The organism is Mucilaginibacter sediminis (genome assembly GCF_051903035.1).
In the GTDB taxonomy this organism is placed as follows: Bacteria; Bacteroidota; Bacteroidia; order Sphingobacteriales; family Sphingobacteriaceae; genus Mucilaginibacter.
Genome location: NZ_CP170602.1, coordinates 4,220,708 through 4,235,910 on the forward strand (window position 1 = coordinate 4,220,708; position 15,203 = coordinate 4,235,910).

Consider the following 15,203-nt stretch of genomic DNA (forward strand, 5'->3'; position numbering starts at 1 on the left):
AATATTTTAGCATCAGATTAAAATATCTATATTGGTATCATGAAAACCAAACCTATTCTGATCATAATTGCGATTGTTGTGCTGCTGATTTGCGGCTTTTTATTTATCCGGGGCAAATACCTGAGCAAACCCGAGAAGGGCGAAATAACGCAGTTTTTGAATGCCTTTAACGCGCAAATAAAAGCCGGCAACATTGATTCGGCCAGCGCTTATTTTGAAGACAATCAAAAAAGTAAACTGGTAAAGGTATTGCTAAGCGTACTTACCAATAAAACCAATACCGGCGGCAAGGAAAAGCCCATTTTTACGGTGAGTTTAAATACCGAAGATGCCCTGATAAAATTGACAAATCCCGAGTTTGCTACTGCAATGATAGCTGCCACTTTTAAGAATGCTAATCTGCCGGAAGAAAAATCGACCTTAACGTTTACCATCCATAAAATGGATGACAAAAACTACAAAATAACCCAGGTAAATGCGCTTGGCTTTGTGAAGGATTATGTGACCTACCAGGCAAAAGTATATAACAAAATTACGCCCGAAAAAGATATTTATAGTGCTATTACACTTGCCGCCTTCAAAACTGCCGAAAAGTTAAAAACGAAGTACGATAGTGTAATATGGTTTGATCATGTTAATAGCAAAACCTTTTACTATGTGATAAAGGGCAAATTGCCTAATGGCCTTTTATATGATAGTGACAGAAAATCCGAAGATGCCGACTACAAAATGGGTCTTGTTGACCCGGGACTAAAAGAGATAATTCCTGCCGAATATGATCTGATACATAACATTAGTGGTACCATCGACGGCCTGATCGAGGTTGAAAAGGACGATAAAAAGGGTTTTTATAACTTATATGGTAAACTAACCGTGCCTGCAATTTATGATGAAGTATATCCCCTGAAAACAACAGAGAATTTAGCTGTTTTAAAAAATGGGGAGGACTATTTTTACCTGAAGGCCGACTCCACAATATCAGATAAAATAGCCGATTTTAAGATAGCCGATATCGTACCACAGATTAAAACCTTCGGCGATTCGTACACACTATCTGACAAAAGCTCAAAAAATGTAATGGAATATAATTCACGCGATTATAACACATCGCTGGTAATTTCACCATCGTACCTTGCCGACCTTCAGATACTGCCAAAGGTTATCGATTTTCCGAACCCTTTAAGGAAGGGGCCTGCAAATAGCGATGAAGAGGAAGGAGGTAGCCGGTCAATAGATATTGCATTTGATGCTGATAAAAAAGACGATGATAGCAATTGGTTTCAAAGTGCTTACTATACTATTGTCAATGATTATTTGGGTGGACGGGGCGGCCTTTACACCAGTAAAAATGTTTTGGTAGTTGATAAAAAACACAACCGGATATTAGGCTTTAGCGCAGGTATCGACTTAGGCGAGGGAGAGGGATATGCTTCGCTTTCTAAAACTTGCGATGAAAGTTCAACTAAAGCAATCAACGATTCACTCTTCGAGTTTAAGACGACGTCTAACCTCGAACAATCTATGTTGGGCGGAAATGAGGCGATAGTGGAAGGGCCGTATTATTACTACTTGCAACTTAAAAGCGGCAAACTGGTCGCCTTAAAATCGAGCAGGCTGTTCCCTACGCAATTTATTAAGCTGGATGATTCGTACCTTCAGGGCTGTTACACGATAAGAGTAGGGCCGTACGGAGAATCATCAAAGGAGACGACCATTGATCATGTAAATAAATCCATGCTGCAATACATGAAAAATGAGATTTTCGCTTCTTATAAATACAGGTTCAAAAATCCAAAATGGAACGATGTTTTCGAGTACCGTTTCCAGTCGGCCGATACAACAAAGAATGCAAATGTTGATGATTCGCTTACTGTTATCGATAAATACAACATCGCATTTATTAACAACAAGCTAAACGAAAAACCATTAAATATTAAAAAGATCAACGCTTTAACTTCCAGATGAGTATTACCGCAAGGCTATTAAGATACTTTGCTTTTATATGGATAGCCATTTTAAGCCTGGGTACCTTTTATGAGAGTTTTGCGCATAATCATGCTTTCTTTTTGGGTTTTAAACAGGCAGCTATTAAAACAGGCTGGTACATGCCGGCATTTTACTGCCATATTTTTGCCAGCAGCATTATATTACTGATTGGCTTTTTCCAGTTTTCAAAAACAGTATATACCAACCGCCGGCTGCACAAGGCGCTTGGGAAAATATATATTTTTGGAGTATTGTTTATAGCCGCTCCCGGCGCGTATGTGATGACGCTGTTTGTTGGCCGGGGTACTGGCGTTTTTATATCGTTCATGGTACAAAATACGCTTTGGGTATTATCAACTGTACTGGCATTCACCCTCGTTAAAAAAGGGAATATTGATGAACATGTTAAAATGATGCGCCGCAGCTACGGCCTTGCTTTTGGGGCAGTAACCTTGCGCTTTTATATCCTGCTTTTCCACGTTTTTGGCAACGGGGTAAACTTTGATAACAATTATATCATCATCGCTTTTTTAAGCTGGGTGCCAAATTTGGTACTGGTGGAAATGATTAATATAAAGGCGAGCCCTGTTAGATTGTAAATGTGCAGATTTCAGATGTGCAGATGCTTTTAAGTCCATCTGCATATTTGCACATCTGTAATCTGCACATTTGAAGCTTTTACAATATAAACTTCGTGCTCAGGAAATTAGATTCGTTGTCGTTTACAATGTCATTAATGATCTGTTTGTTCGCATCGTTCATTTTGGTAGCCACTAACGAACGGATGGAGAAAGCCCTTAACGCGTCATGTACCGAAAGGGTGCCCTCGGCACTATCTTTACGACCGGTGAAAGGGAATACATCCGGGCCGCGCTGGCACTGGCTATTGATGTTTACCCGGCTTACCAGGTTCACAAACGGATCTATCAGCGAGGAGATCTCTTTGACATCGTTACTAAATATACTCACCTGCATACCATGCGGCGAATCTATCTGGTATTCAATCGGTTCTTCTATCGATTCAAACGGAACAACCGGAATTACCGGGCCAAACTGCTCTTCGCGGTACAGTTTCATTTTTTCATTAACCGGGTATACGATGGCAGGGTAAAAGAACGATGCCACCGTTTCGCCTCCGTTTTCGTTAACCACTTTTGCGCCATTGGCAATAGCGTCTTCAACAATATCGGTAAGGTAAGCTGGCTTATGCGGCTCGGGCAAAGGGGTAAGTTTTACGTCTTTATCCCAGGGCAAGCCAAACGGCAATTTAGCAACGGCTTCGCTCAATAGTTTCAAAAACTCGTCGGCTACATCTTTTTGAACAAAAATCATTTTTATGGCCGTACACCGCTGTCCGTTGAACGATAGCGCACCCAAAATACACTCGTTAACAGCTAATTGCAAGTCGGCATTTTTGGTTACGATAGCGGCGTTTTTAGCATCCAAACTTAATACCGCACGCAAACGGTTTATTTTGGGGTGCCGTTTTTTAAGGTCATTGGCTACCTTGCTTGAGCCGATAAAGGCCAGTACATTTACTTTGCCCGAAGCCATCAGTCCCGGCGTTACCACCGATCCACGGCCGTAAATGGTGTTTACAACACCCTTAGGGAACGACTCCTGGAAAGCCCGTAACAGTGGGTAATGTAAAAGTGTACCATGCTTTGGTGGTTTAAAAAGTATGGTATTGCCCATAATAAGGGCGGGGATTAATGTGGTGAAAGTTTCATTCAAAGGATAATTAAACGGCCCCATGCACAGCACCACACCCAACGGCGAGCGGCGAATCTGGGCAATCAACCCCTCGGCCATTTCAAACCGCGACGACTGGCGGTCGATATCTTTAAGCGCATCGATGGTTGCATTAATGTACTCGATGGTGCGGTCAAACTCTTTAGCCGAATCGCCGTAGGATTTGCCTATCTCCCACATCAGCAATTTTACCACCAGGCTGCGCTGTTCGCTCATCTTGTAAATAAAGCGCTCCATGCATTTAATACGGTCGGCAATGCTCATGGTGGGCCACTCGCCCCGGCCATTGTCATAGGCTGCAATCGCGGCATCTAATGATTCAAAGGCTTCCTTTTCGGTGCAAACAGGATAGGTTCCAATTAGCTTGCGGGCAAAATTTCCGTCGGCATCAAAAAAACCAATTGGCGAGTATACTTCGTTTACTTCGCCATCCCATGGTTTCATTTCGCCATCGCTCAGGTATTCGCGCTGGTGTACTTCTTCTGTCTGAAACCCAAAGCCAATCTGGCTTTCGGGCACAAATATCGAAGTTATCTGGTCTTTAAAACTCATATTCTATAGGTATTAGATTTTTATAAAGGTAAAAAAAGCCTGCTTTTATAAGCAAGCTTTTTTATGGCCGATAAGCAGAATTACGAAATTTGTAATTCAGGCACTCTCTTTATATAATACCATACCTGCGTGATAAAAGACGCCGTCTTTAAAATCACCTTCGGCTACAAAGCCGGTATCATCCAGGTATTCAACGTGGTTGCCTAACCTGTTATAGTAACCGGTATAAGCACTTTTTATATCGCCGCGCGCTTCATCGTAACGGCCGTTTGGTAAAAATTCATGGCGTATATAACCGTCTTTGGTTACCCAAACGCCTATATGCTCATTATTTTTCATTGTTAAAAACCAGTTGAGGTTGTTAATTCTTTCCATGTTTCCAAATCTTTTTGTACCGATGCTATTTTTTGGTGAGCCAGCTGGTAGGCATCCTCACCTAAAAATAAATTCAATGGGGCATCGGGTTGGTTTGCAATTTTTATCATCGCAGCCGCTGCTTTTTCAGGATCACCGGCTTGTTGCTGGTCCATCTGATTTTGGTGCAGGTGTTGCGAGTCGCGTACATTTTGGTACGCATCAATCGGGTTTTTAGGGACAATCAGCGATCCTTCTGAAAGGAAGTTGGTACGGAAGTATCCCGGCTCCACAATGGTTACTTTGATGCCAAATGGTTTTACCTCGGCATCTAAAGCTTCAGAGAAGCCATTTACAGCGAATTTGGTAGCACAGTAAACCCCAAACCCCGGATAGCCACCAACAAAACCACCTATTGATGATATATTGATAATATGACCTGATTGTTGTGCACGCAGGTAAGGCAATACTTTGCGGATGATGTTTAATGACCCGAACACGTTTACATCAAAGTTGTCGCGGGCCTCCTGGTCGGTTGTTTCTTCCAGGCCGCCCAGCATGCCGTAGCCGGCGTTGTTAACTACCACGTCTATTTTACCAAAAGTGCTGATGGTTTTTTCGATAGCCTGCTGAACGCTTTCTTCACTTTTGATGTTAACCGCAAGGGGTAAAAACGCATCGCTGGTTATGCCTACCGCGTTTTCAAGGTCGCTGATGTTTCTTGATGTAGCGGCTACTTTATAGCCTTCACTTAATAGCTTTTTTACAAGGGTAAGTCCAAGCCCTTTTGAGGCGCCGGTTACAAACCATATATTTTGATTGCTCATGATTGTTTTGATTTATTGGGTAATTTCACTGAGTGTTAAATGATTTCACCGGTTAATTATTTGTGTTAATTATCTTGTTTGCCCAAGGGGCCTAATCACCAGTTCGTTGACAGATACATTGCCGGGTTGGCTGATGGCGTAAATTACTGCATCTGCTATAGCGTCTTCGTCCATTTTAGGCATGTTTTTAAGGTTGCCGTACAGGGCTTTTATCTTTGGGCTGGTAATATCATGCCCCAGTTCGGATTGCGTTGCGCCCGGGAAAATAGTGGTTACCTTAATGGTTTGTGCCACTTCTTCGCGTAGGGTTTCCATAATGGCCTTTACCGCGAATTTAGTTGCGGAGTACACACCAATACCAGGAGATGTTTTGATACCGCCAACGGACGAGGTTGCCAGGATATGGCCCTGCCCGCGTTGCAGCATGTGTGGCAACACAGCATTAATGCCATATAGCACCCCTTTAATATTGATGTCGATCATCCGGTCCCACTCATCAACCAGGCCTTCCTCAAAAAAGGATATGGGCATAATGCCGGCATTGTTCCATAAAACATCTACGTGGCCAAACTTGTCGATAGCCTGTTGGATAAGGTTATCCAGATCGGTGCGTTTGCTTACATCAGTTGGTATATAGATGGCATTGTCGCCTATTTCGGCAACTATGGTCTTTAGCTGGTCTTCCCGGCGGGCGGCCAATACAACTTTGGCGCCAAGCGCGGCCAACTTTTGGGCAGCAACGGCACCAATCCCGCTGCTGGCGCCGGTTATCACTATAACTTTGTTTTTAATATTTTCCATCGTTATTGTTTTTAGGCACGTGTAAATACTTAAAAATCAGTGGCGCAGGTGGTGTTTTCCCATTGGTGAATCTCTTTATACAGGCCATCCAGTTTAGTGAGGGCGCGGTTATATGCGTCGCCACCCAGCAGCAAACGGAGCGGCGGATTTTCTTCATAAACCACGTTGATGATGCTTGCAGCCGCTTTTTCAGGATCGCCTGCCTGCTGGCCATTCATGCTCAGGTATTTGCAGTGCGAGTGCCTTACATCTTCATATTCGGCAATAGGATTTTGGGTAACTGTTAACGAATCGGCGGTAAGAAAGCTGGTGCGGAACGCGCCCGGAGCTACTACCGTAACTTTGATACCCAACGACTTAACATCCAGGGCCAATACTTCCGACAGGCCAATTACTGCCGATTTGGCCGCTGCGTATACCGCCCACCCTGTGCCTCCTGTAATACCTGCTATCGATGCGATATTTATAATATGCCCCGAGCGCTGTTTACGCAGGTAAGGCATCACAAACCTGATTACGTTGAGGGTAGCAAATACATTTACATCAAAAGCCGAGCGGGTTTCGGCGTCGGTAAGTTCCTCAATAGCACCGCCAATGCCATAACCGGCATTGTTGATAACCACATCTATCCGGCCAAATGTTTCATAAACATGTTGCAGCGCCAGTGATACGCTGCTCTCGTTAACCAGATCAACCTGTAAGGGTAAAAAATCAGCACTGTTTGAACCAACGGCAGCTACAAGCTCCTGCTGGTTCCTGGAAGTGGCAGCAACAAGCTGGCCAGCATCCAGTAATTGTTTTACTAAACTGAGCCCGAACCCTTTGGAGGCGCCAGTGATAAACCATACTTTTTTGTTGTCCATAGTGTGTTTGTTTTTGATAAAACAAAGGTAATATGACAGCAAAAGGGAGTAATTACGCTATTCAAACCAATTATTACGAAATTCAAACATTTCTGAACCGTGATGGCGTAACCTGGGTTTGTTTTTTGAAAAAGTTATTGAAATGCGTTGGTTCCTCAAAACCCAGGCAGTAACCTATTTCAGAGATATTCCAATCCGTATGGCGCAGGAGGGATTTGGCTTCGCTCAGCAGGCGGTCGGCGATGTGGTCGGTGGTGGTTTTGCCGGTGGTTTCGCGGATGGCGCGGTTGAGGTGGTTTACGTGTACCGATAACCGTTGCGCGAAATCATTGGCCGACCGCAGTGCAAAGCGCTGCGACGGCGTTTCTATCGGGAACTGCCTCTCCAGCAGCTCGGTAAATACCGAGGTGATGCGCGATTTGGCATCGGCGTGTTTATAAACATTTTCGGATGGTTGGGTTTTTAATGCGTAGTAGCACAATTCGGTAACGTAATTGCGGATCAGTTCGTACTTGAAAGCGTAATCAGAAGCAATCTCATCCGTCATTTTACGGAACAGGCCTGTAACGTATTCATCCTGTGTACGATCAAGCTGATATACCAGCTTGGCGTTAAGCCCGAACATGGGCAGTTCGCTCAAACCATTGCGAAACCGCTCCACAAAAAACTCCTCGGTAAAAATGCAGAAGAAGCCCGTGCGGTCGTCGCTCATGTGCTCAAACGTATAGGGCACAAGTGGGCTAAAAAACATGAGCGAAGTACCCGACAGCGTAATGCTTTTATCAGCATAATGGATAATGTTTTCGCCCCGCATCAGGCTTATTTTGTAAAAGCTTCGGCGGCTGTAGGTAACCGGTTTGGCATTGGGGCCAATACAATCCTCAATTTTAAAAACATTAAAATGACCGATGTTTTGCTGCAGGTTATTGGGCAGCCAGTCGAATTTGTTTTTGTAAAAATCTTCAAGTGTTTCGGTAGTCATAATCAAAATTACAAAATTCAAACCACATGTCAAGTGGCGTTTTGAGTTTTACATTCAGATTACCCCGTTTCTGCCCCCCCGCCATACCCCTCGCAGCACCTTCGACTATCCTTTCACACACCTTCCGGGTACCTGCTACGCACCCTTAGCACACCAATGAACCCTTTATTGTATTTCGTGCTAAAACTCCGCCTCCTTTACATCATCCCGGTGTGGCTTCCTGAATTTTGCAGCGCTTTTTTTGATGTAGGTAAAAATATCATAGTCGCTCATTTTGCGTACCTGGGCGGCGGCGGGCCGGTACTGGTTAATGAAATGGTATAACGAATCGGATTGAAGGCCGGTGAGCTGGGCCACGCGCTCGTCGCTAAAGCGGCTATCTACATATTTGCCCTCCTCGTCGCGGATGAGCGCCTGTTTAAACCTGTAGGCATTGCTGTGTTTGTAGGTTAACAGGGCAATCAGCTGGCTCGGCACAATGGAAACGCCAGCCATCGGTATGGGCCCGACAGATGCGCCCGGCCTGATGATATCCGAAAACTTTGGCGGGTGGCTGTTAAAATCCCTGGCAAACTGAACACGGTTACTGATGGAATCTTTCACCCTATCGCGCCGGGCACTGATGTTTACCTGCTGCAGCTGGATAGTGGCTTGCTCCAACTGTACAATCACATCCCCGGTTGCTGCAGGGGCCACCGCCTGCTTAAACGATTTATAACCCTGTATTTTTACTTTTAACGTATCCCCCTGCCTGGCGACGCCGATGCTGAATATGCCCTCCATGTCGCTTATGGCGGTGGCGTTTGTTGTGCTTACCAGCGCGCCGCTAATACGCAGGCCGGTTGCCTTATCGGTTATTATACCGTTTATTTTTTGCCCGTAGCCCGCAAGGCCGGTGCAAATAAAAAATATGATAAGCAGGTGTCGCATAGGTGGTAGTGGTAAGTTCTAAGTCATAAGTCTTGAGTCGAAAGTTCTGAGTTGAAAGGCATCCTTTTAACCTTTGTACTTAGGGCTTCCGACTCAAGACTTAGAACTTTATTAATGAGCTCCTTACAAATATAACCGGGCGGCAGCTTTCGTGGATTTTGTTTAACATATTTTAACCAAACGCGCCCTGCATCACACAGGTTGTAAAAAACAATCAAACAAATCCCCCCGCTGTTTACATATTTAATACAAGCTTTGTTTAATGATTTTTATTCCCTAAATACTTTGTAACTTGCTTCATATTAACCAATAAAACATTACCCACTATGAAAAGTATCACATTCAAAAAATCATTCATGCTCGTTTTGTTCGGCATCATGATGTCGTTTACTGTTATGGCACAAGAAAAAGCAAGTCCTGCGGCCACCGCCACCGGCACTATAAACGGCGCGGCGGTAACTATTGCTTACAGCAGCCCTGCGGTTAAAGGCCGTACCATATGGGGTGGCCTTGTGCCTTATGATAAAGTATGGCGGGCCGGTGCCAACCAGGCAACCATTTTTACTACCGATAAGGCTTTAACCATACAAGGTAAAACCATCCCGGCCGGCAAATACAGCCTATACGCAGTACCGGGTGAAAAAGAATGGAAAATTATCTTTAATTCGCAAACCGGGCAGTGGGGCATTAACCGCGATGGCACCACCACCCAGGACCCAGCAAAAGATGTTGCCGTAGTAACCGCTACCCCCGGAAAATCAGCAGGTATGAGTGAAAGACTAACCTACACCATTTCGGGAAAAGGATTTGAGTTAAATTGGGAAAATTTAACAGTGCCTGTAGTGTTTAATTAAAGACAAAAACCCAAAAGCTTCATAGAGCAGGTTATAAAAAAGCCGCCTCATCAATACAGATGGGGCGGCTTTTTTATTAGATGTGTTATTGTACAATAGTCGCGGGTAATTTAGTTAAACACCCGTCGAAATGTATCCAATTTCCGCTTGCAGGCCGTTTGTTATTACGGTTGCAGCCAAACTACTTTTACGCCTTTTTTGCCATCTTCTTTAGATAGCTCGAGCGTTACGTAAACGTTATTTTTACGGTCATAGTCTGATATGGAAAATAAACCCAGGTTATGATCATGCTTGCCCGCAGGATTGCCAAAAACATAATCTCTTTTAGGCACAGCATTTGCACCGGTAAGGCTATAATAAAACCCATCGCAGTCACTTACTCCTTGTATAGATACTATGCTCCCTTTTTCTTGCTTCTCGTTATTGCGCTCGGTATCGTTGAACAGGATAAAGCTTTTAGATATTCCGTCAAGATACGCGAATGATTTAAATTGGTTACCGCTGTTGAGTTCCTGTGCAGATCCTTCCCTTAGCGAATGATAAAATGGATCCAGTAGCGTTTTGCTTAAAATATGGCTTTTCCGAATGATAAAATCGTTTATCGGCTCGCCGGTTTTACTGTAGTTAACCACTGCCATGTCGCCCAGGGTAGTGGATGAATTACCCGAAGATGCAATTGTTACACCGTAATTGGCGCGGGTGGATGTTTCCATTTCCTCGTATACCACAGTAAACGTACCATCCTGGTTTACAAAAATATTTTGCGGCAGCCCTCTGAACCCTTTTTTTGAGCTCGCGAAAGCGTTGATCCTCTCTGAAGGCGATATTTCATTAAATTTATTGATCTTTTTTTCAAACGGGTTTATAAAGGCAATAACAGAGCTGTATTCGTCTTTACTGCCCTTTTGCTTAACCACTGCCGATAATATAACCGATTTGATAACGGGGTTATAGCGGGCAAGGCCTACATAAACGGTAAGGTCTTGCGATAGGCCCAGTTCGGTATAGCTCACTGTTTTTGCGCCTTTATCAAGGTTGGCCAAAATAAGTTCACTTTCTTCGCCGCCGCTGTGTTTTGTATTGTAGCCATAAGCCAGCACGCAAACTTTATCGCTGCCAATTACTGCCATATCTATATATTTTAGATATTTATACTTCTCATCCGGCGATGCAAAATAGGCTCTGCTCAACTCTTTATTGTTGGCGCCATAGCTAACTATCTCAATCCGTTTGCTCCTGTCGCTTTCAAAACTGTTAAATAAAACTATCGCGTAATTGTCGCTGTTGGGGTCCTTGCGTACAAAAAAATCAGGTATCGGCACTCCGCCAAAAGCGGCCGAATAACCCTGCATCATGCTTATTTTGTTTAACTCGCCAATTTTAGTATCGTCTTTTAACATCCCGGTTTTTCCGTCGATGATAATCCTGTACAGGGTGGGTGTTCTTGAATCAAGCGAACTAACAATCAATACAACATCTCCGTTAATTTCAAACGCGCCTTTAATGTTACCGCCCCGGCTTATTTTACCATATGACGGATCAACCTGGGTTACTGCAGTTTCATGATGCGCGGGGTTATACATGTGCACTGCGATACCCTCTTTAAGGGAGATATCGAGGAACATGGTGTTGCCATTTTTTAATTGTAAAACTTTGGCAAAACCCTCTTCTGGTTCCTTAAAAACCGGGCCTTCTGCAAGTTGTTTAAATTGGGCTTTTACTGTCGAGAACAATAAAATTAATAGAAATAGTGATAAAGGTTTTTTCATGTGTTTAAATTAATTAGGCTACTAAAATACATAATTGAGCCGGATTAGCCACGGATTGAACAGACGTTTAAAAAGATTTGCTCAGCTGTTAAACTAAGCCTCCGCTGCCGCAAGGCTCCAGCCTTGTGGCCCGCTGATAGGTAAACGCCATGCTAAGTAATGAATATGGAACTTCCTGGGGTTAATTTATCCGGGCGTTTGTATTTTTAACGTATATAGACGGAATATGTATTAAAGATGAATCTTCGGGGACTGTCCTAACGGCATCGTGTATGCTTAGTGTGCGGGCGGAGTCCCGGCCGAGCTCATAATTATCGCGCAAATTCTTTATTTAATAACTTTAGCCTTGGCCGCTTTAAACTTTTTTAGTTTGCTATAGGGTACAAACCAATCACGATTTGGCTCCTGCGAACGTATAGCATGCGGCAATACCGGGGGAGTTGAGACAATGATACCCTTGGCTGTAAAAACATACATACTAAATAAGGTTCGCCTCCGAAGGGTATCAACCGATGTTTTTAAATCATTAAAAGTGCTTTTTTCCTCATCGGGCGTAGCTAATTTATCGGCTGTGATACGCTGTTTAACAATATGCTTGTAATTTTTAAACAGCCAGGAGAGACCGGCGGGGCTCAGTTCCTTTTCAATTGAATATATTTTTCCGGTGTGTATATCAAGAGTATACCACCGCCGGTAACTATCAGGATATGCGCCCATGGTTTCGAAAAAAAGCTTGATGGATATTACATTGGCTCCCTGGTAGGTCACCTCAAATTCCGACCCGGTTATTCCGCAGCCGCAATTTTTATAGTTGGCTACCACGGTATCCAGGTTGTCGCCATCAAACAGGTTTTGATAGTTCAATACTTTTTTTAAAGCAGGATAACTATTGTTTACAACAGGGAGCCGTAAAGTATCGGTTTGGGATTGATATTTAAGCCGTACTATTTTTGTTGATATGATGGCCGGATGCCTTTGCTGCGCGTAAACTCGCGGAACCAGCATGTTTATCCCAAGCAAAATTAACCATATGGCATTGCTCATTTTCATCTACCTCGCCGCCATTACCTCGTTCGTTAGCTTCACAAAATCCTCCACGCTCAGGCGTTCGGCGCGTAGGTCGAGCGTTGGGTTGTCGGTCATTTTTTCTTTGTTAATGAGGGAGGATATGGCATTGCGCAGGGTTTTGCGGCGCTGGTTGAAGCCGGCTTTTACAATTTGCCAGAATAGTTTTTCGTCGCACTCAAGGTTTTCGGCCTGGTTGCGGGTAAGGCGGATAACGGCCGAGAGTACCTTGGGCGGCGGGTTAAATACGCCGGCTTTAACGGTAAATAAATACTCTACTTTATAATAGGCCTGCAAAAATACACTCAGGATGCCGTACTCTTTGCTACCCGGTTTGGCGGCGCAGCGTTCGGCAACTTCTTTCTGGAACATGCCCACTACCTCGATAACCTGGCTGCGGTTATCCAACACTTTAAACAAAATTTGCGACGAAATATTGTAAGGGAAATTACCGATGATGGCGAAGGGCTTATCGGTAACGGTTTTAAAATCCATTTCCAAAAAGTCGGCATTCATGAGGCGGGTGCCCAGCTGAGGATATTTCTTTTTAAGGTATTGTACCGATTCATCGTCGATATCAATTACCGAGGTTTCATACTCGGTCTTGAGCAATAAAAAATCGGTGAGTACGCCCATTCCGGGGCCAACTTCCAGCACATTGGTAAACCGGCCTTCGGGTTTCAGGCTGTCTACAATTTTGGCTGCAATATTTTTATCGGTTAAAAAGTGTTGCCCTAAATGTTTTTTTGCCCTTACCAATGTCATTATCTGTCAAATATTTGAGCAAATTACGTGATATTTGCGCATTGATTGGGAACAAATGTTTTATTTGCGGGGGGAAAGAGGTAAAAGGCGAAAGGTAAAAGGCGAAAGGCCCGGGTTGGGAACAGGTTAAAGGCGAAAGGCAAAGGGTGAAAGGCCCGGGTTGGGAACAGGTTAAAGGCGAAAGGTAAAGGGTGAAGGCGGAAATTGGAACCGGATAACAAGCTGTAATTCTGAAAATTCTAAAATCCTGTAAATTCTGATTCAGACAGGCTGCGTTAGGGATTGAAGTGGATACCGGCCTGTGGCTAAGGCCCGTGCAGTATGAACGTAAAGCCCGGCCCGAAGGGAACGCCCGTTTTTGTAGTAAGTAGTAAGTAGTAAGTAGTAAGTATCAAGTAGTAAGATATACCGCGGGCCAAAGAATTAAGAGTCAGGAATCAAGACGGGGGCGTTTTAGATTAGAAGATTAAGAAATAAGAACAAAAATAATCCTGGAGATAGTTTCAGGGTAACCAATATAAATTCAATCACGGATTAATTAGTGAAATCACCTCCAATAATCGGTGAAGTCACCCAAAAATCAGTGTAATCATAAAATAAAAATGAGCGATAAAATAAAAGTAGGCATCAGCATAGGCGACGTTAACGGAATAGGTTTAGAGATAATTATTAAAACCCTGGCCGATAGTAAAATTTATGATTATTGTACGCCTATTGTTTATGGCCATACCAAGGTGGCGTCGTTCCATCGCAGGGCCACTAATATTGCCGAACTGAATTTCCAGGTGATTAACGACCCATCGCAAACCCAGCATAAAAAACCCAACATGATTAATTGCTGGGAAGAGGACGTAAAAATAGAACCGGGCATGGTTACCGAAGCCGGTGGTAAATACGCATTTATTTCGTTGGAGCGTGCTACTTACGATTTAAAGGAGGGTTACATTGATGCCCTGGTTACCGCGCCTATTAATAAAGATAACATCCAGAGCGATAAATTTAACTTTCCCGGCCATACCGAGTATTTGCAGGAGCGTGACGGCGCAGCCGAATCGCTGATGTTTTTGGTGAGCGACACCTTGCGGGTTGGCGTGGTTACCGGCCATATCCCGGTATCAAAAATATCTGAAAGTATTACTGTTGATAAAATTGTGGCCAAACTTAAGCTGATGAACCACAGTTTGCAAAATGATTTCTGGATACGTAAACCCAAAATTGCCGTACTGGGGCTAAACCCGCATGCCAGCGATAACGGTTTAATTGGCCACGAAGAAAAGGATACCATTATACCTGCACTTGAGCTTGCCCGCGATAACGATGTACTGGCTTTTGGCCCCTACCCTGCCGATGGCTTTTTTGCCAACGGTACTTACCTGCAGTTTGATGCCGTACTGGCTATGTACCACGACCAGGGCCTAATCCCTTTTAAACAAATTGCTTTTGAATCGGGGGTGAATTTTACCGCCGGGTTAAAATTTGTACGCACGTCGCCAGATCATGGTACCGCTTATGACATTGCCGGTAAAAACCTGGCATCGGAGGTATCGTTCCGCGAGGCCTTATTTACTGCTATTCACATAGTTAAACATCGCCGCGAAACGCTGGAACTGAACGAAAACCCCTTGGCATTTAGCAAACTGAGCCGCGACAGGGACTAAAAAAACCATTTAGTAACCATAATGTTTCAATTTAATTACCGTTTA

The 15,203-nt window shown here is 43.9% G+C and carries 14 protein-coding genes; 4 read left to right on the forward strand and 10 right to left on the reverse strand.

What is annotated here, in order from left to right:
* Window positions 1–39 precede the first annotated feature (39 nt).
* Window positions 40–1,965, forward strand: coding sequence for a WG repeat-containing protein (locus tag ACFGVS_RS17225; RefSeq protein ID WP_439694876.1), 1,926 nt, complete (start codon window positions 40–42; stop codon window positions 1,963–1,965).
* Complete coding sequence (locus tag ACFGVS_RS17230; protein WP_439694877.1) at window positions 1,962–2,585, forward strand: DUF2306 domain-containing protein; 624 nt, start codon at window positions 1,962–1,964, stop codon at window positions 2,583–2,585. The genes ACFGVS_RS17225 and ACFGVS_RS17230 overlap by 4 nt, the downstream gene beginning before the upstream one ends.
* A 79-nt stretch (window positions 2,586–2,664) precedes the next feature.
* On the opposite strand, the gene ACFGVS_RS17235 is transcribed toward ACFGVS_RS17230, so the two are convergent.
* From ACFGVS_RS17235 to ACFGVS_RS17265, 7 genes are all read right to left on the reverse strand, one after another.
* The gene (locus ACFGVS_RS17235; protein WP_439694878.1) at window positions 2,665–4,290 is read right to left on the reverse strand and encodes an NADP-dependent glyceraldehyde-3-phosphate dehydrogenase; all 1,626 of its coding nucleotides are present in this window, start codon (window positions 4,288–4,290) and stop codon (window positions 2,665–2,667) included.
* Window positions 4,291–4,386: 96 nt separating this feature from the next.
* Window positions 4,387–4,665: an Atu4866 domain-containing protein gene (locus ACFGVS_RS17240; RefSeq protein ID WP_274210344.1), complete on the reverse strand. Its 279-nt coding sequence runs from the start codon at window positions 4,663–4,665 to the stop codon at window positions 4,387–4,389.
* The gene (locus tag ACFGVS_RS17245; protein WP_439694879.1) at window positions 4,632–5,471 is read right to left on the reverse strand and encodes an SDR family oxidoreductase; all 840 of its coding nucleotides are present in this window, start codon (window positions 5,469–5,471) and stop codon (window positions 4,632–4,634) included. Before ACFGVS_RS17245 ends, ACFGVS_RS17240 begins: the two co-directional genes overlap by 34 nt.
* Before the next feature lie 69 nt (window positions 5,472–5,540).
* Complete coding sequence (locus ACFGVS_RS17250) at window positions 5,541–6,272, reverse strand: SDR family oxidoreductase (protein ID WP_274210346.1); 732 nt, start codon at window positions 6,270–6,272, stop codon at window positions 5,541–5,543.
* 29 nt (window positions 6,273–6,301) lie between these two features.
* Window positions 6,302–7,135: an SDR family NAD(P)-dependent oxidoreductase gene (locus tag ACFGVS_RS17255; protein WP_439694880.1), complete on the reverse strand. Its 834-nt coding sequence runs from the start codon at window positions 7,133–7,135 to the stop codon at window positions 6,302–6,304.
* Between the two features lie 82 nt (window positions 7,136–7,217).
* On the reverse strand, window positions 7,218–8,117 hold the full coding sequence (locus ACFGVS_RS17260; protein WP_439694881.1) for a helix-turn-helix domain-containing protein: 900 nt from the start codon (window positions 8,115–8,117) through the stop codon (window positions 7,218–7,220).
* A gap of 180 nt (window positions 8,118–8,297) precedes the next feature.
* Window positions 8,298–9,047, reverse strand: a complete 750-nt coding sequence (locus tag ACFGVS_RS17265) for a carboxypeptidase-like regulatory domain-containing protein (protein ID WP_439694882.1) — start codon at window positions 9,045–9,047, stop codon at window positions 8,298–8,300.
* Between the two features lie 326 nt (window positions 9,048–9,373).
* Here ACFGVS_RS17265 and ACFGVS_RS17270 point away from each other — a divergent pair, with 326 nt between their 5' ends.
* On the forward strand, window positions 9,374–9,901 hold the full coding sequence (locus ACFGVS_RS17270; protein WP_274210360.1) for a DUF2911 domain-containing protein: 528 nt from the start codon (window positions 9,374–9,376) through the stop codon (window positions 9,899–9,901).
* A gap of 164 nt (window positions 9,902–10,065) precedes the next feature.
* Here ACFGVS_RS17270 and ACFGVS_RS17275 read toward each other — a convergent pair whose 3' ends face one another.
* The 3 genes from ACFGVS_RS17275 to rsmA all read right to left on the reverse strand — a co-directional run bounded on the left by ACFGVS_RS17275 (window position 10,066) and on the right by rsmA (window position 13,500).
* Window positions 10,066–11,670, reverse strand: coding sequence for a hypothetical protein (locus ACFGVS_RS17275; RefSeq protein WP_439694883.1), 1,605 nt, complete (start codon window positions 11,668–11,670; stop codon window positions 10,066–10,068).
* Window positions 11,671–11,997: 327 nt separating this feature from the next.
* On the reverse strand, window positions 11,998–12,675 hold the full coding sequence (locus ACFGVS_RS17280) for a hypothetical protein (RefSeq protein WP_439694884.1): 678 nt from the start codon (window positions 12,673–12,675) through the stop codon (window positions 11,998–12,000).
* A 45-nt stretch (window positions 12,676–12,720) separates the two neighbouring features.
* Window positions 12,721–13,500: a 16S rRNA (adenine(1518)-N(6)/adenine(1519)-N(6))-dimethyltransferase RsmA gene (gene rsmA, locus ACFGVS_RS17285; RefSeq protein ID WP_439694885.1), complete on the reverse strand. Its 780-nt coding sequence runs from the start codon at window positions 13,498–13,500 to the stop codon at window positions 12,721–12,723.
* A 602-nt stretch (window positions 13,501–14,102) separates the two neighbouring features.
* Here rsmA and pdxA point away from each other — a divergent pair.
* The gene (gene pdxA / locus ACFGVS_RS17290) at window positions 14,103–15,158 is read left to right on the forward strand and encodes a 4-hydroxythreonine-4-phosphate dehydrogenase PdxA (protein ID WP_439694886.1); all 1,056 of its coding nucleotides are present in this window, start codon (window positions 14,103–14,105) and stop codon (window positions 15,156–15,158) included.
* Window positions 15,159–15,203 lie beyond the last annotated feature (45 nt).